General features: G+C 71.0%; 21 protein-coding genes. 5 read left to right on the top strand and 16 right to left on the bottom strand.

Annotated features, from left to right (window positions below; genetic code table 11):
- Positions 1-44: 44 nt before the first annotated feature.
- The 5 genes from ndk to M4D53_RS13890 form a co-directional block, all read right to left on the bottom strand.
- Positions 45-461, bottom strand: a complete 417-nt coding sequence (gene ndk, locus M4D53_RS13910; protein ID WP_071329548.1) for a nucleoside-diphosphate kinase — start codon at positions 459-461, stop codon at positions 45-47.
- 1 nt (position 462) lies between these two features.
- Positions 463-879 (bottom strand): DUF4233 domain-containing protein, encoded by a 417-nt coding sequence (locus tag M4D53_RS13905; RefSeq protein ID WP_232089036.1) that lies wholly within the window; start codon positions 877-879, stop codon positions 463-465.
- The gene (locus M4D53_RS13900) at positions 876-2,228 is read right to left on the bottom strand and encodes a bifunctional folylpolyglutamate synthase/dihydrofolate synthase (protein ID WP_259954587.1); all 1,353 of its coding nucleotides are present in this window, start codon (positions 2,226-2,228) and stop codon (positions 876-878) included. The genes M4D53_RS13905 and M4D53_RS13900 overlap by 4 nt, the downstream gene beginning before the upstream one ends.
- Complete coding sequence (gene ileS / locus M4D53_RS13895; RefSeq protein ID WP_259954586.1) at positions 2,225-5,719, bottom strand: isoleucine--tRNA ligase; 3,495 nt, start codon at positions 5,717-5,719, stop codon at positions 2,225-2,227. Before ileS ends, M4D53_RS13900 begins: the two co-directional genes overlap by 4 nt.
- A gap of 312 nt (positions 5,720-6,031) precedes the next feature.
- A complete protein-coding gene (locus tag M4D53_RS13890; protein ID WP_259954585.1) occupies positions 6,032-6,883 on the bottom strand; it encodes an endonuclease domain-containing protein in 852 nt (283 codons plus the stop codon).
- A 408-nt stretch (positions 6,884-7,291) separates the two neighbouring features.
- On the opposite strand from M4D53_RS13890, the gene M4D53_RS13885 reads away from it, so the two are divergent.
- Entirely contained in the window at positions 7,292-7,933 is a 642-nt protein-coding gene (locus tag M4D53_RS13885; RefSeq protein ID WP_259954584.1) for a pentapeptide repeat-containing protein, read from the top strand.
- On the opposite strand, the gene M4D53_RS13880 is transcribed toward M4D53_RS13885, so the two are convergent.
- The 11 genes from M4D53_RS13880 to M4D53_RS13830 form a co-directional block, all read right to left on the bottom strand.
- Positions 7,923-9,431, bottom strand: a complete 1,509-nt coding sequence (locus M4D53_RS13880) for a dipeptide ABC transporter ATP-binding protein (RefSeq protein ID WP_259954583.1) — start codon at positions 9,429-9,431, stop codon at positions 7,923-7,925. The two genes, M4D53_RS13885 and M4D53_RS13880, sit on opposite strands and share 11 nt — an antisense overlap.
- On the bottom strand, positions 9,428-10,240 hold the full coding sequence (locus M4D53_RS13875) for an ABC transporter permease (RefSeq protein WP_187661710.1): 813 nt from the start codon (positions 10,238-10,240) through the stop codon (positions 9,428-9,430). Before M4D53_RS13875 ends, M4D53_RS13880 begins: the two co-directional genes overlap by 4 nt.
- Positions 10,237-11,181 carry an ABC transporter permease gene (locus tag M4D53_RS13870; protein WP_187661711.1) on the bottom strand — a complete coding sequence of 315 codons (945 nt, stop codon included), beginning with the start codon at positions 11,179-11,181 and terminating at the stop codon, positions 10,237-10,239. The genes M4D53_RS13875 and M4D53_RS13870 overlap by 4 nt, the downstream gene beginning before the upstream one ends.
- A 46-nt stretch (positions 11,182-11,227) precedes the next feature.
- Positions 11,228-12,841, bottom strand: a complete 1,614-nt coding sequence (locus tag M4D53_RS13865) for an ABC transporter substrate-binding protein (protein WP_259954580.1) — start codon at positions 12,839-12,841, stop codon at positions 11,228-11,230.
- 84 nt (positions 12,842-12,925) lie between these two features.
- Positions 12,926-14,452, bottom strand: coding sequence for a serine hydrolase domain-containing protein (locus M4D53_RS13860; RefSeq protein ID WP_259954579.1), 1,527 nt, complete (start codon positions 14,450-14,452; stop codon positions 12,926-12,928).
- Positions 14,449-15,162 carry a type 1 glutamine amidotransferase gene (locus tag M4D53_RS13855; RefSeq protein ID WP_259954578.1) on the bottom strand — a complete coding sequence of 238 codons (714 nt, stop codon included), beginning with the start codon at positions 15,160-15,162 and terminating at the stop codon, positions 14,449-14,451. Before M4D53_RS13855 ends, M4D53_RS13860 begins: the two co-directional genes overlap by 4 nt.
- On the bottom strand, positions 15,159-16,289 hold the full coding sequence (locus M4D53_RS13850) for a dipeptidase (protein WP_259954576.1): 1,131 nt from the start codon (positions 16,287-16,289) through the stop codon (positions 15,159-15,161). The genes M4D53_RS13855 and M4D53_RS13850 overlap by 4 nt, the downstream gene beginning before the upstream one ends.
- Positions 16,273-17,160 (bottom strand): aminotransferase class IV, encoded by an 888-nt coding sequence (locus tag M4D53_RS13845; RefSeq protein WP_259954573.1) that lies wholly within the window; start codon positions 17,158-17,160, stop codon positions 16,273-16,275. Before M4D53_RS13845 ends, M4D53_RS13850 begins: the two co-directional genes overlap by 17 nt.
- A gap of 31 nt (positions 17,161-17,191) precedes the next feature.
- Positions 17,192-18,340, bottom strand: coding sequence for an o-succinylbenzoate synthase (gene menC, locus M4D53_RS13840; protein WP_259954572.1), 1,149 nt, complete (start codon positions 18,338-18,340; stop codon positions 17,192-17,194).
- A complete protein-coding gene (locus tag M4D53_RS13835) occupies positions 18,337-19,026 on the bottom strand; it encodes a MurR/RpiR family transcriptional regulator (RefSeq protein ID WP_259954571.1) in 690 nt (229 codons plus the stop codon). The genes menC and M4D53_RS13835 overlap by 4 nt, the downstream gene beginning before the upstream one ends.
- On the bottom strand, positions 19,023-19,799 hold the full coding sequence (locus M4D53_RS13830; RefSeq protein ID WP_259954569.1) for a hypothetical protein: 777 nt from the start codon (positions 19,797-19,799) through the stop codon (positions 19,023-19,025). Before M4D53_RS13830 ends, M4D53_RS13835 begins: the two co-directional genes overlap by 4 nt.
- A gap of 93 nt (positions 19,800-19,892) precedes the next feature.
- Here M4D53_RS13830 and M4D53_RS13825 point away from each other — a divergent pair, with 93 nt between their 5' ends.
- From M4D53_RS13825 to M4D53_RS13810, 4 genes are all read left to right on the top strand, one after another.
- Complete coding sequence (locus tag M4D53_RS13825) at positions 19,893-21,041, top strand: M20 family metallopeptidase (RefSeq protein WP_259954568.1); 1,149 nt, start codon at positions 19,893-19,895, stop codon at positions 21,039-21,041.
- 314 nt (positions 21,042-21,355) lie between these two features.
- Complete coding sequence (locus M4D53_RS13820; protein ID WP_259954566.1) at positions 21,356-23,161, top strand: ABC transporter substrate-binding protein; 1,806 nt, start codon at positions 21,356-21,358, stop codon at positions 23,159-23,161.
- A 72-nt stretch (positions 23,162-23,233) separates the two neighbouring features.
- On the top strand, positions 23,234-24,277 hold the full coding sequence (locus M4D53_RS13815) for an ABC transporter permease (protein WP_101845193.1): 1,044 nt from the start codon (positions 23,234-23,236) through the stop codon (positions 24,275-24,277).
- On the top strand, positions 24,274-25,188 hold the full coding sequence (locus tag M4D53_RS13810) for an ABC transporter permease (protein WP_082758500.1): 915 nt from the start codon (positions 24,274-24,276) through the stop codon (positions 25,186-25,188). The genes M4D53_RS13815 and M4D53_RS13810 overlap by 4 nt, the downstream gene beginning before the upstream one ends.

The raw sequence follows: 25,188 nt of genomic DNA, 5'->3' as shown, positions 1-25,188 counted from the left end.
CCCGCCCGCCATTCCGGCGGACGGGCTTCGTCGTGAAGATGGGGTCAGTCGAACCAGATGCCCAGCTCTCGGGCCGCCGACTCGGGGCTGTCCGAGCCGTGCACGAGGTTCTGCTGCACCTTGAGGCCCCAGTCGCGACCGAAGTCGCCGCGGATGGTGCCGGGGGCGGCGGTCGTGGGGTCGGTCGTGCCGGCGAGGGAGCGGAACCCTTCGATGACACGGTTGCCCGCGAGGCGGATCGCCACGGAGGGACCGGACATCATGAACTCGAGAAGGGGCTCGTAGAACGGCTTGCCCTCGTGCTCCGCATAGTGAGCGGCGAGGAGGTCGCGGTCGGGCTCGACGAGGCGGATGTCGACGAGCGCGTAGCCCTTCGCCTCGATGCGGGCGAGGATCGTGCCGGTGAGGCCGCGGGCGACACCGTCCGGCTTGACGAGGACGAGGGTTTCTTCGGTGGCCATGTCATTCACTCTCTGTGTCTGCGTTCTGCGCGGTCGGAGCCCCGCTCGGGCGTCGTGCGTCCAGGCGGGCCCCCATGATGGTCGCATACGCCCACATCCCGCCGAAAATCAGGACGACGAGGAGCACGGCGGGGACCGCGATGGCCGAGAGGGCCACGACGATCTGGACGATCCAGCCGGCGGCGATCGCCCACGGCTTCGTGATCATGCCGGCGATGACGACGCAGGCCACCGCGACGACGGCACCACCCACGATCCCCCACCACTGCTCGATGCCCGCCGGAAGAGCCTTCAAGCCGAAGATGGTGAGCCCGACGAGGAAGACGACGATCGCCTCGAAGCCGAGCACCACCGGGGCGAGCTTCTGCACGAGGGTGCGCGGCGCGCGCGGTCGACGCGGTGCGGCGGAGGCACTCACGCGCGCCACCCCGACTTCCAGTCCTCCTCCTCGGAGAGCGCGATCGCCTCGCCCGCGAGCACGACGGAGCCGGCGATGACCACGGCCCGACGATCCGACGAGGCCGCCCACTCCCGCGCCGCGTCCGCGGCATCCGCGAGCGACGGGTGCACGGTGGCGCGCTGTCCGGCCTGTTCGACGAGGTCGGCGATGAGGTCGGCATCGCTGGCGCGGTCGGACTCCGGCGCGGTCGCGAACACGTGGGCGGCGGCGGGCGCGAGACGCGCGACGATGCCTGCGGCGTCCTTGTCCGCGAGGACGCCGAGCACGAGTCCCCACTCGTCGAAGTCGAAGCTGTCCTCCAGCGCCTGGGCGAGCGCTGCGGCGCCGTGCGGATTGTGCGCGGCGTCGACGATGACGGTGGGGGCGATGCCGAGGAGCTGCAGACGGCCGGGAGACGTGCTGCCCTGCAGGCCGTCCGAGATCACTCCGCCCGCGATGGCCTGGCCGGCCCCGCCGATCAGCGACTCGACGGCGGCGACGGCGAGGGCCGCGTTGTGACCCTGGTGCGCGCCGTACAGCGGCAGGTACTCCTCCTCGTACTGCCCGGCGAGGCCGCGGATGGTGAGGAGCTGACCGCCGACGGCGAGCTTCTGCTCGGAGAGCCCGAAGTCCTCGCCCTCGAAGGCGATGGTGGCGTGACGCTCCGCGGCCACGCGACGCAGGACCTCGGCGGCTTCAGCCGGCTGCTGGGCGGAGACGACGGCAGCGCCTTCCTTGATGATGCCGGCCTTGACCTGGGCGATCTCCGCGATCGTGCTTCCCAGGCGGTCCGCGTGGTCGATGTCGATCGGAGCGAACACCGCCACGTCGCCGTCCGCGGTGTTCGTGGAGTCCCACTCCCCTCCCATGCCGACCTCGAGCACGAGCACGTCGACGGGGGCATCGGCGACGGCGACGAAGGCGAGGACCGTGAGCAGCTCGAAGAACGTCAGCGGGGCCTCCCCCGCCGCCTCGAGCTCGGCGTCGACGATCCCCACGAACGGCTCGATCTCGTCCCAGGCGTCGGCCACGGCCTCGTCGGCGATCGGCTCACCATCGATCATGATGCGCTCGGTGAAGCGCTCCAGGTGCGGGCTCGTGAACAGGCCAGTGCGCAGGTCATGGGCACGCAGCAGGCTCTCGATCATGCGCGCGGTCGACGTCTTGCCGTTGGTGCCGGTGATGTGGATAACGCGGTAGGTGCGCTGCGGGTCGTCGAGGTACTCGAGGATGCGGGCCGTGCGCTCCTTGCGCGGCTGCACCCAGCGTTCCCCGGCACGGCTCAGCAGCGTCTCATAGACGGCGTCGGCCCGGTCTCTCGCACTCATGCGCCCACCTTCTCCAGGTTCGTGTCGATCGTGACGAGGAGCGGTGCCTTCCCGGCCCCGAGGGCCTTCGCCCCGCTCCGATGCACGCCGTCTCCGGGGCTCGTGACCTCGTCGACGAGCCGGTCGAGGTCATCGGTCGGCTGCACGGCGAAGGCCACGGCAAGCGTCTCGGCGGCGATGAGGTCGGCGTGGGTCTCCAGCGCCGCCGCCTCCGCGGGGGCGGCGTTGAGCGCCAGCACGATCCGGTCGCTGACGTCGAGGCCCGCGTTCTTGCGCGCCTCCTGCACGACGCGGATGGCGTCGCGGGCGATGCCCTCGGCCTCCAGCTCCGGCGTCGTGTCGGTGTCGAGCAGGACGAACCCGCCGGACGGGACGATGGCCAGGGCCTCCCCCTCGGGGCGACCCGTGGTCTCCAGCACGAGATCGTACTCCGCGGGCTCCAGCGCGATGCCGCCGGCGGTGACGACGCCGTCGGTCTCGGACCAGTCACCCGAGCGCGCGGCCTGGATGGCCTTCTGCACGTCCTTGCCGAGGCGCGGACCCGCCGCGCGGGCGTTCACGCTCAGCCGGTGGCTGATGCCGTACTCCCCTGCCGCCTCGTCGGTCAGCGGGACGAGCTCGACGGTCTTGACGTTGAGCTCCTCGCGGAGGATGTCCTCGAACTGGCCGAGGTCGGCCGCGAGCGGAGAGACCACCGTGAGCCGTGCGAGCGGCAGGCGCACGCGCAGCTTCTCCTTCTTGCGCAGCGCGTTGCCGACGCTCGACAGCTCACGGACGGCATCCATGGCGTCGCGGATCTCGTCGGCCGCCGGGAACTGCTCCGGATCCGGCCAGTCCTGCAGATGCACGCTGCGCCCGCCGGTGAGGCCCTGCCACACGCGCTCGCTGATGAGCGGGACGAGCGGCGCGGCCACGCGGCACAGCGTCTCCAGCACGGTGTAGAGCGTGTCGAAGGCCTCGCGGCTCTTCGGGTCGTCCGTCACACCTACCCAGAACCGGTCGCGCGAACGACGGATGTACCAGTTCGTCAGCACCTCGGCGAAGTCCCGGAGTCGCGCGGACGCGGTGGTCGAGTCCAGACCCTCCAGGTCGGCGCGGACCTCGCGGACGAGATCGCCCAGTCGCGCGAGGATGTACCGGTCGAGGACGTCGGTCGAGTCGGTGCGCCACGACGCCTCGTACCCGCCTCCCTGGGTTGCCGAGCCTGCTCCTCCCTGGGGTGCTGAGCCTGCTCCTCCCTGGGGTGCTGAGCCTGCTCCTCCCTGGGGTGCTGAGCCTGTCGAAGCATTCGCATACGTCGCGAAGAAGTACCACGAGTTCCACAGCGGCAGCAGGAACTCCCGCACGCCGGAACGGATGCCCTCCTCGGTGACGATGAGGTTCCCGCCGCGGAGCACCGCGCTGGACATGAGGAACCAGCGCATGGCGTCGGACCCGTCGCGGTCCAGCACCTCGGACACATCCGGGTAGTTCCGCAGCGACTTCGACATCTTGTAGCCGTCGCTGCCGAGCACGATGCCGTGGCAGCTGACGCCCGTGAACGCCGGGCGGTTGAACAGCGCCGTCGAGAGCACGTGCATGACGTAGAACCAGCCGCGGGTCTGACCGATGTACTCGACGATGAAGTCCGCCGGCGAGTGCGAGTCGAACCACTCCTGGTTCTCGAACGGATAGTGCACCTGGGCGTACGGCATCGAGCCGGAGTCGAACCACACGTCGAAGACGTCGCCGATGCGCCGCATCGTGCTCTTGCCCGTGGGGTCGTCGGGGTTCGGCCTCGTCAGGTCGTCGATGTACGGGCGGTGCAGGTCCACCTCACCCTCGGGGTTGCGCGGCAGCGTGCCGAAGTCGCGCTCCAGCTCCTCCAGCGAGCCGTAGGCGTCGACGCGCGGGTACTCCGGATCATCGCTCTTCCAGATCGGGATGGGCGAGCCCCAGTAGCGGTTGCGGCTGATCGACCAGTCGCGGGCACCCTCGAGCCACTTGCCGAACTGCCCCTCCTTCACGTTCTCCGGCACCCAGGTGATCTGCTCGTTGTTCGCGAGGAGGTCGTCCTTGATGTCGGTGACCCGGATGAACCAGCTCGACACCGCCTTGTAGATCAGGGGGTTCCGGCAGCGCCAGCAGTGCGGGTAGGAGTGCTCGTAGCTCTGCAGCCGGACCAGGCGGCCGTTGTCGCGGATGATGCGCACGAGCGGCGTGTTCGCGTCCATCCACAGCTCGCCAGCGACATCGGTGACGTTCGGGAGGAAGCGCCCGCCGTCGTCGAGGGACAGGATCGTCGGGATGCCGGCCGCGCCGGCGACGCGCTGGTCGTCCTCACCATAGGCGGGTGCCTGGTGGACGATGCCGGTGCCGTCGGTCGTGGTGACGTAGTCGTCGACGAGGATGCGCCAGGCGTTCCCGGTGCCATAGGTCTCCTCGTCCGCGTAGTAGTCGAACAGGCGGTCGTAGGTGATGTCCGCCAGCTCCGCACCGCGCAACGTGGCGTCGACCGCGGCGAACGCGTCCTCCGGGCTCTCGTAGCCGAGATCCTTGGCATAGCCGCCGAGCAGGTCCTTCGCGAGCAGGTAGCGGTGCGCGGAGGCCTCGACCGCGAGCTGGTCTGCCGACGGAGCGGCACGGCCCTGGTGCACGTCGGAGGCGCCGGCGGGACCGGCGGGCAGCACGACGTACTCGATGTCCGGGCCCACGGCGAGCGCGAGGTTGGTCGGCAGGGTCCACGGGGTCGTCGTCCAGGCGAGGGCGCGCACGCCGGTGAGGCCCAGCGCCTCGGCCTTCGCGCCGGTGAGCGGGAAGGTGACGGTGACCGACGGGTCCTGTCGCATCTGGTAGACGTCGTCGTCCATGCGCAGCTCGTGGGCGGACAGCGGCGTCTCATCGCGCCAGCAGTACGGGAGGACGCGGTAGCCCTCGTAGGCGAGCCCCTTGTCGTACAGGGTCTTGAAGGCCCAGAGCACGCTCTCCATGTAGCCGAGGTCGAGCGTCTTGTATCCGCGCTCGAAGTCCACCCACCGGGCCTGGCGGGTGACGTAGTCCTCCCACTCCCGCGTGTACTTCAGGACCGAGGAGCGCGCCTTCTCGTTGAAGACGTCGATCCCCATCTCCTCGATCTCGCTCTTCTCGGTGATCCCGAGCTGCTTCATCGCCTCGAGCTCGGCCGGGAGCCCGTGGGTGTCCCACCCGAAGACGCGGTCGACCTTGTGCCCGATCATGGTCTGGAAGCGCGGGAACACGTCTTTCGCGTAGCCCGTGAGCAGGTGGCCGTAGTGCGGCAGGCCGTTCGCGAAGGGAGGGCCGTCGTAGAACACCCACTCGGGGGCACCCTCGCGCTGCTCGATGGAGGCGCGGAAGGTGTCGTCGGTCTTCCAGAAGTCGAGCACCTCCTCCTCGATCTGCGGGAAGCGGGGGCTCGGCGCCACAGACCCCTGGGTACCTGAGCTGGTCGAAGGGTCGGCAGCGGGGCCGAAGGAGGAGCGCGGGTAGGTCATTGTCTCTCGCAGTGGTCGTCGTGGCGGATGCTGCTGCGAGGACGATCCTCGCGGACCGCGGTACCACCTCGCGTGCCCCTGCATCCCTTCGACAAGCTCAGAGACCCACGGACCACTCTCACTGCGGCTGTGACGGGCCTGCCCCGCTCGGTTCTACTGAGTCCGTCGCCGGACCGTTCTTCCGAGAGCTCCCCGGTGATGGCCGGATCGATGCTCGTGTGCCCATTGTACGCGTGCTCCTCCCCCCGCGGATTCTCTTCGACGTCGCATGGACCGGAGCCAACCCTGCGACCAGGGGCGGAATCTGCGACATCACGCCGTGCGGGCACGATGCAGTCCCTGGGCGACGGCGCGCATGATGAGGTCCTGCACCGCGGGCCACTCGTCCATCACCTGGTGATAGCCGAGACGGATGACGTGGAAGCCGCGCAGCTTCAGCTCCGCATCGTGAGCGTTGTCCTGGTCGCGCTGGGCTCCGACATGGGTGCCACCGTCGATCTGCAGCACGAGCCGCTCCCCGATCAGGGCGTCCACCCGATGCCCGGCGATCCACGTCTGGAAGCGCAGCGGCAGACGGAGCCAGCGCAGTCGCACGCGCAGGTAGGTCTCGAGTCCCGCATCCGCGAACGGCAACGCCTCGGCCAGGAGCCGCCGCCCGCGCGGTCCCCAGCGGAGGCGGAGCAGCCTCTCTCGATCGACGAGTCCCTTGTTCAATGCCGACTCCCAGGTCGCGAGCGCCTGTTCGTACGGCTCGCACGTGGACACCAGGCTCAGCACGTTCTCGATCGGGTCCTCCAGGGCATCAGGATGTCGTGGGACCAGGGGCCGAGCCCAGTGCACGCGCGCCTCCGGTGGCTTCCCGCCCCTGCTGCCCGGGCTGGCGGCCAGGTGAAGGCGCGGTCTCTCGTCGTGCACCCAGATCCCGAGGCGCCGCGCCTGCGTCACGCACGTCATCAGAACACCGTGCTGCGCCGCGGTCACCCGAAGCGGATCCGCATCGGGCAGCGCCACCCACCCGACCCGCACCCGGTGGATGATCCGCTCCGCCACCGCCGTCTCGAGGTCGTACCGGCTGACCCCGCGTTCCCGGAGCCGCTCGACCCTCGCGACTCCGTCGACCTCGCGCATCGCCTGCAGCAGCCGCGCCCGCCTCATCCCGTTCATGCCCCTGATACTGCTTCCGTCCCCCTCCCTCGTTCCCTGCCTCGGCCAGCTCCTCCCATGCCCTGTGCACAACTCCCCCACTCCCCCTCCTGTGCAGCCCGAGTCCCTCTCCTCCCCGCCGCCGCCCGACGTCGCAGATTCGCGCCCATGTCGGACGTTCCCGCGGAGAACCTGCGACACAGCGCAGATCAGCGAGCTCCTACAGGGCGAGTCCCAGAGCCCCGGAGCTGGGGTGGGCCGGGGTGAGCCGGGGTGGGCCGGGGTGGGCCGGGGTGAGGTCGCAGATCGGGACTCCCGTCACAGGGGCTGCGAGGGAGAGTGCGAGGCAGCGAGGATCTGCGACCTCGCACCGGAACGGGAGCACGGAGCAGGAGCGGGGGTGTCGGAGGGAGGACATAGCCTCGGAGGATGCCGAAGTCCCCGAGTGCACCCCGAGTGTCCGCGCCCGACCTGCCACCGGTGCTGGAGCCGCGCGTGGCCGCCCGCCGCGCCGATCTCCTCGCCGCCGCGCTCGAGCTGACCGGCACCGTCGATCTCTCCTACGCCACGCTCGAGCAGTGCGCGGTGCAGGCGGACGCCGACAGCGTCGACCTCACCGGGGCGACGCTCCTCGACGTCGACCTCCCCGACCCGCGTATCGCGTCGCTCCGGATGCGGAACGCGAGCATCCGTCGGCTCCGGATCACGGGCGGCCGCATCGGGACCCTCGATCTCAGCGACGCCCGCGTGGCGGAGCTCGAACTGCGGGACGTGCGCATCGACTATCTCAACCTGGGTGCCGCCCGCGCCGAGGACGTCGATGTCGTGGGATGCGCCGTCCGCACGATCGACATCCCGCAGTCGGAACTCACGCGCGTCCGGTTCCAGGCCACGCGCAGCGACGAGGTCGACCCCCGGGGCCTGCGCGCGAAAGACCTCGATCTCCGCGGCCTCGATGCGCTCTCCTACCTCGACGTCCAGAGCCTCCGCGGCGCGACCCTCTCGTCCCTGCAGGTGCAGCAGCTCGCGCCGGTGATGGCAGCGGGACTCGGGATCGTCGTCACGGACTGACGGGGCCGCTCGCGGCGAGCAGCTCCTTGGTGAACGGATGCTGCGGGGCGGCGAACACCTCAGCCGTGCGCCCCTGCTCCACGATCCGGCCGTCCTGCATGACCAGGACGTCGTCCGCGACCGCGCCGACGACATCGAGGTCGTGCGAGACGAAGACCATCGTCAGCCGCCGTTCCTCCTGCACCCGTGCGAGGAGCCGGAGCACCCGCTCCCGCACCGACGGGTCGAGGGCGGAGACGGGCTCGTCCAGCACCAGCACGTCCGGGTCGGCGGCCAGCGCTCGGGCCAGAGCCGCCCGCTGCCGCTGCCCGCCCGACAGCGCCGCCGGTCGTCGTCCCGCCAGACTCTCCTCGAGCCCGACCTCGGCGAGCAGCGCACGCACCCGTGATCGACGCGCGCCGCGCGGCACGCCTCCCGCCTCCAGCGCCTCCTCCAGCGACCGCCCGACCGTCCACCGCGGGTCGAACGCCCCGAGCGGGTTCTGATGCACGAGCTGCACCCGCGGCGCCCCGGCCCAGCGCAGCTCTCCGGAGGTCGGCGTCTCGACGCCCACCATCATCCGTGCGAGGGTCGTCTTGCCCGACCCGGACTCGCCGACGATGCCCAGCGTGCGGCCGGTGGGCACCGTGAACGACGCGCCGACGACGGCCGGCACCCCGCCGAACGCCTTGGACACTCCCTCCGCGACGAGCATGACCCCAGGGGACGCCGTGCGCTCCTCCCGCGGCTCGTGCATCGTCGCCGCGATGAGCTGCTGCGTGTAGGGGTGCTGCGGGGCAGCGAGCACCTCCGTGACCGGCCCGGATTCCACGATCCGGCCGTCCTTCATCACGAGCACCCGGTCCGCCACCCGCCGCACGGCGGCGAAATCGTGACTGATGAAGACCACGGCGGTGCCGTCGTCGACGATCTCCCGCAGGAGCACGAGGATGCGGGCCTGCACCGTCGCATCCAGGGCCGTGGTGGGCTCATCCGCGACGAGCACGGCGGGGTTCCCGGCCAGCGCCGAGGCGATGAGTGCGCGCTGCCGCAACCCTCCGGAGAGCTCCTGCGGACGCTGCCGTGCACGGCGGTCGGGGTCGGGCATCCAGACCCGCGCGAGGAGGTCCCGGACGCGCGCGGCGACGACCGCCCGGCCGCGCGCGAGGCGGTGCAGCCGCAGCGGCTCCGCGATCTCGTCCGCGATCCGCCGCAGCGGGTCCAGCGACACCAGCGCGTCCTGGGAGACGAGGCCGATCCCGGTCCCTCGTATCCGCCGCCAGCCGCGCTCGGTCAGGGCGGCGGCATCCACCCCGTCGATGCGGAGTCGGTCGACGGCGACATCGGCTGCCGGCGGAGTGAGGCCGAGCAGAGCGCGAGCCGAGAGCGACTTCCCGGCCCCCGACTCCCCCACGATCGCGACGCACTCGCCGGCCTCCACAGCGAACGACACGCCCTCCACGACGGGAGTCCCCGCGAAGGCGATCCGCAGCTCCTCGACCTCCAGCGCCGCACTCATGCGTCCCTCCCGTCCGCCCGAGCCCGGAGGATCCGTCCGATCACGGTCGCACACACCACCGTCAGTGTGATCGCGAGACCGGGGAAGACCGACACCCACCACGCCTGTCCGAGCACATTGCGACCGCCGGCGAGCATGAGGCCCCACTCCGGGGTCGGCTCGGACGGCCCGAGACCCAGGAAGCTCAGTCCGGCGGCGGCGAGGATGCTCGATCCGATGCCGATGGTCGCCAGCACGCTCAGCGATCCCAGCACTCCGGGCACGACGTGGCGTCGGAACGCCCGCAGCGGCGGCACGCCCAGGATGCGAGCGGCCTCGACGTGCTCGGCCACGCGCAGCGTCCTGGTCTGCACGCGGGCGAGCCGCACGTACACGGGCGCGGCCGCCAGGGTCACCGCGATCGCGATGTTCACCGGCCCCGGTCCCAGCACGGCCACCACGACGAGCGCCACCAGGAACTCGGGGAACGCCATGAGGACGTCGTTGATGCGCATGAGCGTGACGTCGACACCGCGCGGAGACATGCCGGCGAGCGCCCCCACGAGCAGGCCGGCGGCGAGGGCGATCGCGGTGGCGAGCAACCCGATCCCGACCGAGCGCCCCGCGCCGAACACTACGCGGGAGTACACGTCACGGCCGCTCTGGTCGGTACCGAAGAGATGCTCGGCACTCGGCGGCAGGAGCGCGGCCCGCACCTCGGTCTGCAACGGATCGTGCGTGGCGAGCAGTCCCGGCCACAGGGCGGCGACGGCGATCACGGCCAGCACGGCTGCGGCGGACCCGAGCAGGAGCCGCTGGCCCCGACTCATACGGCACCTCCGGACCGGGGCGCGGCGACGCGCGGGTCGATCAGCGGGTGCACGAGCTCCACCACCACGTTGATGACGACGAAGACGAGAGCGCTCAGCAGGATGATGCCGGTGAGGACCGGGAGATCCCGGTCGTTGATGGCGGCGAGGGTCACCCGCCCCAGGCCGGGGCGGGCGAACACGGTCTCGACGAGAACCGCGCCGCCGAGCACCGAGCCGGTGAGATAGGCCGCGAGGGTGACCGCCGACGCGGCGCCGTGCCGCACCCCGTGCCGCAGCGTGAACCAAGTCGGCCCCGCGCCACGCGCGCGGACCGTCTCCGCGAACGGCATCCGCTCCGCCTGCATCAACCCGTCGCGCAGCACCTGGCTCAGCAGCGCCGCCACCGGGAGGGCGAGCGTGATCGCCGGCAGCACGATGGTCGCCGGGTTGCGGGTGCCCGAGACGGGGAACCACCCCAGTCCGAACGCGAAGACGCTGAGCAGCAGCAGCCCGATCCAGAACACCGGCGAGGAGAGCACCACGAGCTCGACGCCGGCGGCGATGGTGCGCCCGACACGACCCCGCACGAAGAGGGCGACCGCGAGAGCGAGCACGACGGCGATCACCAGGGCGAGGGCGGACAGCTGCACGGTCGCCCCGAGCTGCCGTCCGATGACCTCCGACACCGGAAGCCGCAGCTGGTACGACTCGCCGAGGTCGCCGCGGGCGAGCTGCCCGATGAAGCCGACATACTGCTCCAACGGCGGACGGTCGAGGCCGAGGTCGGCGCGGATGCCGTCCTTGACGGCCTCACTCACCTGCGCCTGCGGGCCCAGCATCACCGAGACCGGGTCGCCGGGGATCACCCGGAAGGCCAGGAATGCGACGGTCGCGGCCCCCCACAGCACGATGACCACCGAGGCCACGAGCCCGAGGGCGCGGCCGAGCACCGCCTTCACGGTTCGATCACTCCGCCCGCTCCCTCGAAACGACGGCCGCCGGATGTCAGCCGAGGCTCACATCGTAGAAGAGCGGCCGCCCGTAGAGGTCGTAGTCCAGGCCCTGCACGCGCTCGCCGACCGCCGTGATCGCCGAGGGGCTGTAGAGCGGGACGATGGCCGTGTACTCCGCGTTCCACTGCTGCAGCTGCGTGTAGAGCTCGTTGCGGGCGTCCTGATCACTCGACGCGACGGCCTCTTCCAGGAGCGCGTCGATCTCCGGATCGCTCACCTGCGAGGCGTTCTGGAAGCCGTCGGTGTGCAGGTGCGCACGGAGGAAGTCGGCGTCCACGCCGGAGAAGCCCCAGTCGGTGAGGTCGAACGTCTTCGGCTCGTACTGGGCGTTGTAGGCGCCGGGCTCCAACTCCTCGCGCTCCACCTCGAAGCCGATGGCCTTGAGGTCCGACTGGATCGCATTGGCCAGCGCCGCGCGGTCATCCGGGACCGGGGTCCAGGCGATCCACCGCACGGACAGGCGCTCGCCGTCCTTCATGCGGATGCCGTCCGCGTCGCGCTCCGTCCAGCCGGCCTCGTCGAGCAGGGCGTTCGCGGCGTCCTGATCGAACGGCCAGGAGTCCTCCAGCGACGCGTCGTAGCCCGGGGTCGTGCTGCCGAGGACGCTCCACGCCCGCGGGAACTGCCCGAAGTAGATCTCCTCGACCGCCGCGTCGACGTCGATGCCGCGGGCGAACGCCTGCCGCACCTTCTCGTCGGCGAAGACGCCGTACTTCTCGTTCAGGTAGAGCGAGTAGGGCAGTCCCGGGTACTCCACCGAGTCGACCGTGACGCCGGCGTCGTCGAGACCGGCGACCTGGTTCGGCGGGATGTTGCTGGCGAGGTCGGCTTCGCCGCTCTCGATCACTCCGGTACGCACCGACGCCTCCGGCTGGATCTGCACGCGCAGCGTCTCGAACGCCGGCGCCTTCGCCTCGTGCGGGCCCCAGGCGTAGTCATCGTTGCGCGTGTAGACGATCTCCTGGTCGGCGGTGTACTCGGTGAGCACGAACGGCCCGGTGCCGACCGTGACGTCGGGGCCGCCCGCCTTGAGCTTATCGGCCGACTCGGCGAGCACGGCCGGCGAGTAGAAGCCGAGCTGCGGGGTGCTGGCCGCCTGGAGGAACGGCGCATACGGCTGCGTGAACGAGACCTTCACCGTGTGGTCGTCGACGACCTCGGTGCCGGCGTAGAAGTCTGCACCGAGCATGCTCGCCGCCTGCGCCGACGCCGTCTCCGGGTCGACGATCCGGTCGAAGTTCGCCTTGACGGCCTCCGCATCGAACGGCTCGCCGTCCGTGAAGGTCACGTCGTCGCGCAGCGTGAAGGTGTACTCCGTGCTGTCCGGCGAGACGTCCCAGCTCGTCGCGAGCCACGGGCTGAACGTGCCGTCGTCCTCCTGGAACACCAGGGAGTCGAGCACCGCGCGCTGCACCATGCCGGAGACGTCGAGCTGGCTCACCTGCGGGTCCATGTGCCCCGCGGACAGGTTCGCGCCCTCGATCGACCAGACGAGCTCACCGCCGTCGCTCTCCGTGGACGGGCCGGCGCACGCGGTCAGCACCAGGGCGGTGGCGGCGGCGAGCGCGGCGAGGGGAAGGAGGCGACGCACAGGGGTGGCGGGCATGAGGATTCCTCAGAACGGACGGGTCGGGATGCCTCCATCCTAGGGCGGTTTTTTGGACCCGGTCGATATGTGCAGGTAGCGCTATCAGAACGACGGCAGGACGACCAGGTGCCGCTCGGTCGCTCCGGCTCGCTCCCCCTCGACACGTGTCTGCCCTGGCGCGACGACCGCCGCGCTGAGCCCCTGCACGCGAGGCTCCGGCAGCCCGACCAGCCGCACGTCGACGAGGAGGTCGCCGCGGTTCCCCGCGATCCGCCAGCGCAGTTCGGCCTCCGTCGCCGCGGCCACCACGCGATCGGGGAACGGGTCCTGCTCCGCGCGGAATCCGCCGATCTCCTGAACCTGTGCCGCCAGCCGGGCATCGCGGACGTCGGCCGGGATGTCGTCGAGCACATGGTCGGCGAGGAACGGGTACGTGGCGGCGGGCCCTCCCGAGCGGATCGCGACGTCGAGAGCCTGCGCGGCGGCGACCGTCTCCGCCCACGGGTGCAGGACGGCGGAGGGGGCGTCCGTCCGTTCGAGCAGCTGCTGGAGCGCGGCGCCTGCGATCCGCCGGGCGCCGAACTCGTCGGAGTTCCCGAAGGCGACGACGCCGATGCCGCTGGCCGCGTGCCAGCGCATGTGCGCCGAGAATCCGGGAAGACCGCCGGAGTGCTGCACGATCCGCCCGAACCGCCGGTCGTCCTCGACGAAGAGGCCGTAGCCGTAGCCGGCCCCCGCAAGGTCGCGCCCGTCGAACATCGCCGACGGCACCGGGATCGGGGTGCGGGCCTGCTGCAGCTCCCGTCGCGACGCCGGAGCCAGCACGTCGGGCGCCAGCGGGTCGTCGGTGAAGGCCGAGCCGAGGAACCACATCCATCTCGCGATGTCGTCGACGGTGCTGAACATGCTGCCGATGCAGCCGAGCGCGCCCGACCCCACGAACGGCTCGGGGCGGAACGTGGTGCCGTCGTCGAACGTCCGGAACCCGCCCGCCAGCGTCTCCGGCGCGAAGCCGTCCGACACGTGTGCCGTCCGGCGCAGCCCGAGGGGCTCGAGCAGGGTCTCCCGGATCACGTCCTCCACCGTCCGCCCGGTCACCGCTTCCACGACGCGGCCGAGCAGCGACTGTCCGAGGTTGGAGTACTGGTAGACGGTTCCCGGCACGGCCGCGAGAGGCACCCCGCCCGCGAACAGGGCGGCGATCTCGGCCCGGGAGGCGCCGAGGTGCCGATCCACCCAGGCGTTGTCCTCCCCTAGACCCGAGCGGTTGGAGAGCAGCAGGTCGCCGGTGACCTCGACGTCGGCACCGCGGTGCCGCAGTCGGACATCGGGCAGGTAGGTGCGGATCGGCGCGTGGAGGTCGAGCAGACCGCGGTCGCGCAACGAGAGCACGGTGGCGGCGAGGAAGCTCTTGGACATCGACGCGATGCGGAAGACGGTGTCCCGCGTCGTCGGGGCCTCATCGGCGCGGGGATGGCCGTGGGTGAGCACTGCGCGGACGCGCCCCCGTTCGGCCACCGCGGCGATGGCGGCCGGGGCGGCACGACGTGCGCGCTCGTCCAGGCCGTGCTGGAGAGCTTCCGCGGCGGTATCCGTCGTGACGAGGAGACCCGCATCCGCAGGCGTCACGCCGGGACCTCGGCGCGCACCTCGTCGGCGAAGGCCTCGATGAGCGCGCGGCTGGCCGCGGTGTTGTGGTCGTGCACGCGCTCGGCGGCGGCGATGAGCGCGGGAAGCGAGCGTCCCTCTCCCCGCAGCGCCGCGTCGTCCCACCGCGCGAGGTCGGCGGCGGAGGCCTCGGGGTGGAACTGCACGCCGCGCACCCGCGCTCCTAGACGGAAGGCCTGGTTCTCGACGGCCGCGCTCGACGCCAGCAGCACCGCCGCGGGAGGGAGCCGCGTGATCATGTCCTGATGGTTCTCGATCATCGGAGCCTCGTCACCCAGCGCCGCGAACACGGCGTCCGTGCGTCCGGCCGCGGTCGGACGGATGGGGGTCGCGCCGCGCTCGATCGGTCCGGTCTTCTCGGCGACCTCGCCGCCGGCCACGTGGGCGAGCAGCTGACCTCCCAGACAGATGCCGAGCGTGGGGAGGTCGCGGGCGATGGCCTCCGCGGCGAGCGCCCGCTCTGCCGCGAGCCACGGCGCGCGGTCATCGTCGTCCGGCATGAGCCCGCCGCCCAGCATCACGAGTCCTGCGTAGCCGTCCAGGGAGGTGGGCAGCGGCTGCTCGGCTCCCACGATCTCGTCGACGTCGATCGCCTTCTCCCGCAGCCAGGTGCCGAGGCGACGCGGGCCGGAGCTCGCCGAGTTCACGATCACGAGGACGCGCGGGGTCACAGCGCCCCCTCCCGCATCGTCGTGTCGACCGCCGGCGCGAGTGCGGCCGCGGCGGGCTCTCCTGCGCGGCCGTCCAGGAAGGCCTCGTGGTCGGGGTCGGAGGCCTCCAGCACGCGGAGGACGTTCTCGTGGGCCGCCGCCCGGAGGTCGTCCTCCGACCAGCCGCGACGCCGCAGCTCGGCGAACAGGGCCGGATACCCCGAGACGTCGCCGAGACCGTCCGGCATCGCATCGGAGCCGTCGTAGTCGGCACCGATCCCGACCGCATGCGCGCCGGCCACGCGACGCACATGATCGAGGTGATCGGCGACGTCGGCGACACCGACGCGCGGGGCCTCTCCCTCTCCCCCGGCCTCCCACCAGTCGCGGCGGGCCTGCGAGACGAACGTGGGCACGAACGGCACCATCACGACGCCGCCCTGCCCGCCGATCGCGGCGAGCACGTCGTCCGGCACGTTGCGGGGGTGGTCGCACAGGGCGAAGGCGCCGGAGTGGCTGACCATCACCGGGCGCGTCGTGACCTCGAGCGCGTGCCGCATCGTCGTCGGAGCGACGTGCGAGAGGTCGACGAGCACACCGATGCGGTTCATCTCGCGCACCACCTCGCGTCCGAAGTCCGTCAGACCGCCGTGGCGCGCCTCGTCGGTCGCGGAGTCCGCCCAAGCGATCGTCCGCGACCAGGTGAGGGTGAGATACCGCGCGCCGAGACGCGCGAACTGCCGCAGCACGGCCAGCGATCCGCCGAGCTGGTCGCCGCCCTCGATGCCGATGAGCGAGGCGATCCGCCCCTCGGCCATCGCCGCACGCACGTCGGCCGCCGTCCGAGCGATCGCGAAGCGCTGCGGGTGGGCGTCGACGAGCCGGCGCACGAAGTCGATCTGCTCGAGCGTGGCCACGACCTGCTCCGCCCCCTCCAGCACGGGATCGACCCAGACCGACCAGAACTGGCCGGCGACCCCGCCGGCGACCAGTCGCGGCAGGTCGGTCTGCGTGGCCGCCACCGACCCGGCGAGCTCCGCGACCCGGTAGCCGAGCAGCGTCCTGCTCGCCCAGGCGAGATCGTTGTGGCCGTCGATCACCCGATCGATCGGCAGGTCCTCGTCGACCATCTCAGTCCTCTCGTCCATCCAGCACCGCGTTCATCCGCGCGGTGAGAGCGGGGTCCACGCGGCGCGCGACGCCGTCCAGCTCCCGCACGGGCACGGCGCCGCGCGTGCTGGAGCAGAGCCACAGCGTCTCCGCCCGCTCCAGATCGTCCCGCACCAGCGGACCGATGCGGGAGGGCATGTCGGCGAGTCCTGCGAAGACGTCGGCCTGGGTCGTCCCGGGGAGCACCCCGTGCTCGGGCGGTGGCGTGACCAGCGTCCCGTCGAGCAGCGCGATCAGCGTCGACCGCGGCCCTTCGAGCACGAAACCGTCGGCGCTGACGAAGATGACATCGTCCGCGCCCCGGCTCCGCGCCTCCCGCAGGGCCGCCTGGTTCACCGCGTACGCGAGGGATTTCGCCCCCTGCAGCAGCCAGGGCGCCGTCGCCATGACGTCGTGCCTATATCCGCGGTCGAGGACCACCGCGGAGACGCCCCGCGCGCGGACGGCCTCCGGGTCCTCGCCCGCGAAGCCCAGCACCCACCCCGTCGGCCCGGCCGGGTCGATCTCGTCCCCGCGGGTCATCGCGAACTTGATCGAGGCGATCTCCCCCTCGCGGAGCACTCCGGGACGGGACACCTCGACGGCTGCGTGGCGCACCGCCCGTGCCCACCGCTCGCGGCGTGGCACGGGCAGCCCCAGGAGCTGCGCCGAACGCTCCAGTCGTGCGAGGTGCGACTCCAGGGCCTGCGGCCTGGCCCGACGCACGACAGCGGTCTCGAACACGCCGTCGCCGCGGGTCACGCCGAGGTCGGTCGCCCGGATGATCGGCTCCCGCGGGTCGACCGGGTGGATCCCGTCCTCCGCGGCTTCGTCGGCGAGATCGAGCCGGTACAGCAGCAGTGCACGCATGGGATTCCGCTCTCGCAGGTTCGGGGGCCGGTCAGCCCGCGGTCAGGACGGCCTCGGGGGCCTCGGCCGCGGAGGAGTCGAAGACCCGGGACGCGTCACGGGCGATGCGCTCGGCGAGCACCTCGTGTCCGATCCCCGGTCCGGTGGGGACGGTGACCCGGCCCGCGACGGCCGTCACCGGAGGGGTGATGATGTCGGACTCGTAGTACTTGTCCGAACCCGACACGTCCGACGGGAGCAGGAAGCCCGGGAGCGAGGACAGCGCGACGTTCGCGGCCCGCCCGACGCCGAACTCGTGCATCCCCCCGCACCACACCGGGATGCCCGCATCGCGTGCCATGTCGTGCGCGGCGCGGGCGACGGTCAGCCCGCCCATCCGCGACACCTTGATGTTGAGGACCCGCCCTGCACCCAGCCGGATCATGGTCCGCAGGTCGCCGAGGTCGACGACCGACTCGTCCAGGCACACGTCCGTGTCGAGCCGCGCCTGCAGATCGGCGTGGGCCACGAGATCCCGCGGCGCGAAGGGCTGCTCGATCATGGTGAGCGCCTCACGGTCCAGGCGCCTGAACACCTCGGCCGCCCGGTCGTCATCCGCGTAGGCTCCGTTCGCATCCACGTGGAGGTCGAGGTCGGGGAAGGCACCGCGCACCGCGCGCACGGGCTCCACGTCCCACCCCGGAGCGATCTTGAGCTTGACGCGCGGGTAGCCGGCCGCGCGCTGCAGCTCGACCTGGGCGAGCAGCTCGTCGAGCGACGGCTCGATCCCCAGCGACACCCCGGCGACGACCTCGTCGCGCGTCCCGCCCAGGGCCGCGGCGAGCGCGATCCCGCGCATCCGGGAGGACAGGTCCCACACCGCTCCGGAGAACCCGGCCTTCGCGAACTCATGCCCGCGGACGCGTGCCCACGACGCCTCCAGAGCCGCCGGCTCGTCCCCGTCCGCACGGAGCAGCGCGGGCACGAGGTAGCGCGTGGCGATCTCCCACGCGGTGACCGTGGTCTCCGCGCCGTAGAACGGATCGCTCGGCGACGCGATCTCCCCCCAGCCGGTCTGCCCGTCGGCATCGGTGACCTCGACGAGCACGTGCTCGATGCCGGACTTGCGGTGCGAACTCGTCTCGAAGCTGTGACGCAGCGGCTGTCGAAGGGCGAACAGCCGGACGCGGACGACCCTCACGCGTCCTCCTCGGTGCGGGGGCGCGGCGTCTCGGGGCCGTAGAGACCCAGCCGTGCCACCAGCCGGTCCCGTTCGGCCAGCCGCCTCCGCGCGCCCTTCGCGCTCGCCGTGGTGAGCGCACTGAGCAGGTGGCACACCGCCGCGACCGGGGTCGGGGAGTCGGCATACGAGGCGGATCCGGTGCGCACCCGGATGAGCGAGGTCGCGATCGATGCGAGCGGGGCGTCCTCACTGTCCGTGATGACGACGAGCTGACCCCCGGCTTCATGGAAGAGCCGCCCGAGCCGCACGGTCTCCTCGCGGTAGCGCCGCAGGGAGAACGCGATGAGCACGTCGCTGGCCCGCACGTCCGTGAGCACGGTGAGCGGCTGCAGCGCGTGCCCGTCGACGAGGAACACGTTCGACAGCGTCGCCGAGAGATCCGCATTGAGCAGTTGCGCGTACGCCGCCGCCTTGCCCTCGCCTGCCACATACCGTCGTCGGGCACCGAGCAGCAGCGCGGCGGCCTGCGGGACCTGGGCCGATCGGCTGAGCTCCTCGAAGGTCTGGGCGAGCGTGCGCTGCTCGGTCTCGATGATCCGCGCCTGGATGCTCTCGGCGGAGAGGTTGGTACGGATGCGCTCGCCGTAGCGGTCCCGCGGAGAGACGAGGTCGCGATCCTCCTGGTCGTGGTCGTGGTCGTTCATGCCGTACCCTCCCCGGGTGTCGCGCGGTAGACCGCCGTGTCGTCGTCGAGGCGCACGGCCCCGACGAGGACGTCCCCGCGGCGGAACGCCGCAGTCATCGTCCGCTCCAGATCCCGCCGCAGCACCGCACGATCCTCGGCGTCGAGCTCGCCGGGGCGGGTCGGGATCGCGATCCAGGTGCCGCCGTCCGCCGCCACGGCCCGCCCCCAGTCGTCCGGCCCGAGTTCAGGCGGGACCGGGAGGGTGCGGCGGGTCGGGTGATCGGCGGCGTCCAGATCCCAGGAGACCACCAGGCGGTCGGTGTCGGGACGGGCGTAGTAGTCCCGTTCGTACGCGATGCCGACGGCGCCGAGCGAGCTCAGGTTGAAATGGGCGTTGCGCGAGAGCAGCGGATCGAACGTCCACCGCATCGTCCGCTGCCCCCAGCGCAGAGCCACCGCGCGCTGCGCGAACTTGAGTGCCTGGCCGACGCCCCGCCCCTGGTGCGCGGCGTCGACGGCCGCCGCCTGCGAATAGTGGAACGACGCACCGGCGGTGTCGCAGCCGGCGAAGCCGTAGGCGAATCCGATCAGCGTTCCGTCGTCGGCGAAGGCGCCGACCGCGGAACCACCGTTGCGGGCGAGGGCGGTGAGCAGGTTGGCGTTGAGCGCGTACTCGTTCTCCGTGTAGGCGAAGACGCGGGCGTACAGCGCGGCGGCCTCACGGAACTCGGCGTACTGGGTGAGTTCGCGGCAGCCGTGGGCGACACCGGCGGCCACCGAAGAAAGAGGCACGATACGTTTCCTAAGATCGAGAAGTCCTGCTGCTCTGAGCGATGCTATCGGCGGGTTGCGGGGTGATCAAGGGGCAAGATACGGTTCGTAACCGTGACGACTCCTTCGGCAGTGCGCGACGCGGACCATCCTTCCGACGACATCATCGCACTCGTGCGCGAACTCGTGCTGCTCGAGACGCCGAGCCGCGACGTCGAGGCGAGCGGCCGTATCGCCGACCTGCTGTCCGCGTGGTTCGCCGGCGTCGGCGGCACCGTCCAGCGGGTCCCGCACGAGCTCGGGACGGATCTCGTCATCGACGTCCTCGGCACCGGAGACCCGGTGCTCCTCATCGGCCACACCGACACCGTGTGGCCGGTCGGCACGCTGGCGCACGACCTGCCATGGAGCGAGGAGGGCGATGTCGTGCGCGGCCCCGGCTCCTACGACATGAAAGCCGGCATCGTCGTGATGCTGGAGACGCTGCGCCGCCTGCAGCCCCTGCCGCTCGCACAGCGGCGAGCCGTGCGGATCGTGCTGGTCGCGGACGAGGAGATCGGCTCGCCGGTCTCGGGCCCTCTGCTCGCGGAGCGGGCTCGAGGTGCGGCCTGCGCCATCGGGTTCGAGTCCCCGCATCCCGACGGCGCCCTCAAGGTCGGCCGCCGCGGCAGTGCCCGGGTGCGCATCGCCGTCACCGGACGTGCGGCCCACGCCGCGCTCGACCCGGAGCACGGCGTCTCGGCGATCGACGAACTCGTCGACCAGCTCCTGCGGGTCCGCGCGATCGTCGCCGACCCGGATCTGCCGAGCCCGGTGCTCTGCAACGTCGGGGTCATCGACGGCGGGGCGCGCACCAACGTGGTGCCGGCGCAGGCCGCGGCCGAGATAGGACTCCGCTTCCTCGACCCGGACTCCGAGGAGCGCGTCCTCGCCGCTCTCCGCGGTCTGACCCCCGTGCGCCCTGGCGCCCACGTCGAGGTCGCCGTGCTCAGCGCCCGACCCGCCTGGCGTGCCTCCGCGGCGGACGCCACCTTCCTCGCGCGGATCGCCGAGGAAGGGGCCGCGCTCGGCCAGCACGTCGACGGCCGCCCCGCGGCCGGCGCGGGCGACACCAACCTCCTCGGCGGGGGCGGGATCCCGACGGTCGACGGCCTCGGCCCGCGGGGTGGCGGCGCGCACGCGGTGGACGAGCACTTCCTGCGTTCCTCCCTGCACGAACGCATCGCCCTCCTGCGCGCCGTGCTCACCATCCCGACGGAGTGACGATACGATTCCGGTTCCCGTGCCCGAGCAGAACCGGCCCGGGATACGTTCCGGATGTCTGGGGCGAGTGACCACCGTCCGCCTCGTCGATCTCTCCGGGCGCATCCTGGCATCCGCGTGTTTCCGCCGTGTTACACCCCCTCGACGGCCGGCGATCTTTCGGGATGGCGACACTTTTCTTCCGCGATACGCATCGAATGTCTTGACCGCGCGGCCGTCTTCCGCTTGCATGGTCAGCACCGACCCGGCTTCACTGTGGATCCGGGCGGCGCCCGAAGGGACCTTCCATGCGTCTTGCCCCCCGCTCCAGAACCGTGCGAAGTCTGACCGCCGCCGCGATCGCCTCCGCGCTCCTCATCGCCGCTCCGGCCGGCGCCGCCCAGGCGCAGTCCGTCAGCGCCGCCACCGAGTCCCCGGCGTCCGAGACGACGCTCCGGATCGCCACCTCCGGGTTCGTGGACACGTTCAACCCGTTCATCTCGATCTACCTGACGCCGACGAACATCATCCGGTACGTCTACGAGTCGCTCGTGCAGAACGACGCCGAGGACGGCTCCCCCACGAAGGGCCTCGCGGACTCCTGGGAGGCGACGGACGGCGGCCAGACCTGGACCTTCACCCTCCAGGACGACCTCGTCTGGTCGGACGGTGAGCCCATCACCTCCGCCGACGTGAAGTACACGTACGACCAGATGATGACGGTCCCCGCCCTCGGCACCGCCAACGGCAACCTCGTCTCGAACTTCGACACCGTCGAGACCCCCGACGACAAGACCGTCGTGATCACCCTGAAGACGCCGCAGGCCCCGAACCCCGGCTCGGAGATCCCGATCGTCCCGAAGCACATCTGGGAGGCGGTCGACGACCCCACCACCTTCACCAACGACGCCGACGTCGTCGGCTCCGGTCCGTTCGTCCTCGACAGCTACTCGGCCAACCAGTCCATCGTGCTGAAGGCGAATGAGAACTTCTGGCGCGGCGCCCCCAAGATCGACGCGATCCAGTACGTGTACTACACGAACTCCGACGCCCAGGTGCAGGCGCTCAAGGCGGGCGACGTCGACCTCGTCACCGGCCTCACCCCGACCCAGTTCTCGGCACTCGACGGCGTCGACGGCGTCACCACGCACTCCGGCGAGGGCCGCCGCTACCACTCGATCAGCATCAACGTCGGTCAGCAGACGCGCGACAACGTGCCCTACGGCACCGGCAACGCCGCGCTGAAGGAGCTCGAGGTCCGCCAGGCCATCCGCCTCGGCACCGACACGGCCACCCTGCTCGACAAGGTGCTGGACGGCGAGGGCACGCTCGCGACGAGCTTCATCCCGGCGTCCTTCCCGAAGTGGCACCTCTCCGACGACGACGACGTGATCGTCGGCTTCGACCCCGAGGCCGCACAGGCGAAGCTCGACGAGGCCGGCTGGGTTCCCGGCGCGGACGGCATCCGCGAGAAGGACGGTCAGCGCCTGAGCCTGCGCCTGCTGACGGATGCGGACGATGCCAACGAGCAGTCCATCTCCGACTTCTTCGTCCCGTGGATGAAGGACATCGGGATCGAGATCACGGTCGAGTCCACCGACTCCGACACGATCAGCGCGAAGGCCACGTCCGGCGACTACGACCTGTACTTCAGCGGCTGGTCGGTCAATCCCGACCCCGACTACCAGCTGGGCATCAACACCTGCATGAATCTGCCGACCGCGACCGACGGCACCGGCGGCACCACGCAGGACGGGTACTGCAACCCGGAGTTCGACGAGATGTACGCCGCGCAGCGCTCCGAGATCGACCCGGAGAAGCGCCAGGAGATCGTGCACGACATGCTCGCGCTGAACTACACCGACACCGCGCAGGTCGCGACCTGGTACGCCAACTCGCTGGAGGCCTACCGCTCCGACCGCTTCACAGGCTTCACCCTGCAGCCGAAGGACGGCGGCATCATCGCCAACCAGGCCGGCTACTGGGGCTACCTGACCGTCGAGCCCGTCGAGGGGGCGACCGCCGGCGGCACCGGCACGAACACCGGACTCATCATCGGAGGCGTCGTGGTGGGGGTGGTCCTGATCGGAGGACTCATCTTCTTCCTGATCCGTCGCCGCAACATCGCCGACGTCGAATGAGTCCGGCGAGACGCCGCGGGTGGCGGGCTTCCGCCCCCGCGGCGTCTCCCGGTCCGCTGTAAGGAGACCCCCATGTCCAACGCGGTTCCCCCGTCCACCTCCGCCATCGCGACGAGCGCCGCGGCCGAGGAGCAGCCGAAGGGCGTCGGCGCCCTCCGCTACTTCCTGGTCAAGCTCGGCGGCGCGGCCATCAGCCTGGCGATGGTGATCCTCCTCGGATTCTTCGCCTTCAAGATCCTGCCGGGCGATCCGGTCGCCTCGATCGCCCGTGAGCGCGGCATGAGCGCCGAGCAGGCCGACCAGCTACGCGAGCAGCTCGGCCTGAACAAGCCCCTGTGGCAGCAGTTCGTCGACTACCTCGGCAACGTGTTCACCCTGAACTTCGGCACGAGCTACGTCTACCGCACCTCCGTGTCCGAGCTCATCGGCCAGTACTTCTGGAACACGATCCTCCTCACCGGCACGGCGGCGATCATCGCGATCGCGCTCGGTCTCTGGCTCGGTCAGAAGGCGGCCTGGAAGCACGGCTCCACCTTCGACCGCATCGTCTCCGGCACCTCGCTCGTGTTCTGGTCGGTACCGACCTTCTGGCTGGCGCTGCTGCTCCTGATGATCTTCGGCGGCACGCTGCACTGGTTCCCGACCGGAGGCATGGTCTCCCCCAACCCGCCCACCGATCCGGTCGGCGCGGTCCTGGACGTGATCTCGCACATGGTGCTCCCGGTCATCACGATGGTCGCGGTCGTCTACGCGCAGTACCTGATGGTGATGCGCAGCTCGCTCCTCGAGGAGATGGGCGCCGACTACCTCACGACCGCGCGGGCCAAGGGCCTCAGGGAAGACCTCGTCCGCCGTCGGCACGCCGTCCCCAACGCCCTGTTGCCGACCGTGACGCTCGTCTTCATGCACATCGGCGGCCTCATCGCCGGGGCGGTCACGGTGGAGACGGTGTTCTCCTGGCCCGGGCTCGGGAAGCTGACCTTCGAGGCCATCTCCGGACCCGACCTCCCGCTCCTGCAGGGTACCTTCGTGGTGTTCTCCACGATCATCATCGCGATGAACCTCATCGCGGACCTCATCTACCGTCAGCTCGACCCGAGGGTGAGGCGCGCATGACCACGGCATCCCCGACCATCCGTTCCCCCCGTGCTCTGGCGTGGCACCGCCGCGGCACCGCGTTCGTCGACTTCTGCCGGCAGTTCGCCCAGCACCGGGCGGGCATGGTGGGCCTCGTCTTCCTCGTGATCGTCGCGCTCATCGCGATCTTCGCCCCCGTGATCGCCCCCGCCAGCATGCTCGACGTCACGAAGCTCGTCGACGTGCAGCGCTTCGCCCCGCCGTCCTGGGAGCATCCCCTCGGCACTGACCATCAGGGTCGCGAGATCTGGGTCCGCATGGTGTGGGGCGCCAGGGTGTCCCTGCTCGTCGGCCTCGCCGCCACGGCGATGTCGATGATCATCGGCACTCTCGTCGGCCTCTCGGCGGGCCACTTCACCGGCTTCTTCGGCGGGCTGATGATGCGCATCATCGACTTCTTCCTCGTGCTGCCGTCGCTGATCCTCGCGATCGTGCTGTCGTCGGTGCTGAGCCGCGGCGTCTGGACCATCATCATCGCGATCGGCCTGACCTCGTGGGCCGGTACCGCCCGCGTCGTCCGCGCGCAGACCCTCTCCGTGGAGTCGCGCGACTACATCGAACGCTCGCGGGCCCTCGGCGCCGGGCACTGGCACATCATCATGAAGCACCTCCTCCCCGGGGTGCTGCCGCTCGTGCTCGCCAACACGACGCTCACGGTCGGCTCGGCGATCATCTCCGAATCCACCCTGGCGTTCCTCGGCCTCGGCGACACCACGCTGCAGTCCTGGGGCTCGATCCTGAAGAACGCGATGGACGTCTCCGCGGCGACCAGCGGCTACTGGTGGTACGTGCTCGTGCCCGGCATCGCCATCGTCCTCGTCGTGCTGTCGTTCACCCTGATGGGCCGTGCCGTCGAGAACATCACCAACCCGACGCTGAGGAGCCGCTGA

Source organism: Microbacterium meiriae (assembly GCF_025143875.1).
Lineage (GTDB): Bacteria > Actinomycetota > Actinomycetes > Actinomycetales > Microbacteriaceae > Microbacterium > Microbacterium meiriae.
Note: the sequence above shows the minus strand (reverse complement) of the source record. Positions and strands in the feature narration are given on the sequence as shown.

Coding starts and splice junctions, on each gene's coding strand:
- M4D53_RS13885 (WP_259954584.1), top strand. CDS start 7,292: ATGCCGAAGTCCCCGAGTGCACCCCGAGTGTCCGCGCCCGACCTGCCA.
- ndk (WP_071329548.1), bottom strand. CDS start 461: ATGGCCACCGAAGAAACCCTCGTCCTCGTCAAGCCGGACGGTGTCGCC.
- M4D53_RS13890 (WP_259954585.1), bottom strand. CDS start 6,883: ATGAACGGGATGAGGCGGGCGCGGCTGCTGCAGGCGATGCGCGAGGTC.
- M4D53_RS13875 (WP_187661710.1), bottom strand. CDS start 10,240: ATGAGTCGGGGCCAGCGGCTCCTGCTCGGGTCCGCCGCAGCCGTGCTG.
- M4D53_RS13815 (WP_101845193.1), top strand. CDS start 23,234: ATGTCCAACGCGGTTCCCCCGTCCACCTCCGCCATCGCGACGAGCGCC.
- M4D53_RS13865 (WP_259954580.1), bottom strand. CDS start 12,841: ATGCCCGCCACCCCTGTGCGTCGCCTCCTTCCCCTCGCCGCGCTCGCC.
- M4D53_RS13845 (WP_259954573.1), bottom strand. CDS start 17,160: ATGCGTGCACTGCTGCTGTACCGGCTCGATCTCGCCGACGAAGCCGCG.
- M4D53_RS13880 (WP_259954583.1), bottom strand. CDS start 9,431: ATGAGTGCGGCGCTGGAGGTCGAGGAGCTGCGGATCGCCTTCGCGGGG.
- ileS (WP_259954586.1), bottom strand. CDS start 5,719: ATGACCTACCCGCGCTCCTCCTTCGGCCCCGCTGCCGACCCTTCGACC.
- M4D53_RS13850 (WP_259954576.1), bottom strand. CDS start 16,289: ATGGACGAGAGGACTGAGATGGTCGACGAGGACCTGCCGATCGATCGG.
- M4D53_RS13900 (WP_259954587.1), bottom strand. CDS start 2,228: ATGAGTGCGAGAGACCGGGCCGACGCCGTCTATGAGACGCTGCTGAGC.
- M4D53_RS13810 (WP_082758500.1), top strand. CDS start 24,274: ATGACCACGGCATCCCCGACCATCCGTTCCCCCCGTGCTCTGGCGTGG.
- M4D53_RS13835 (WP_259954571.1), bottom strand. CDS start 19,026: ATGAACGACCACGACCACGACCAGGAGGATCGCGACCTCGTCTCTCCG.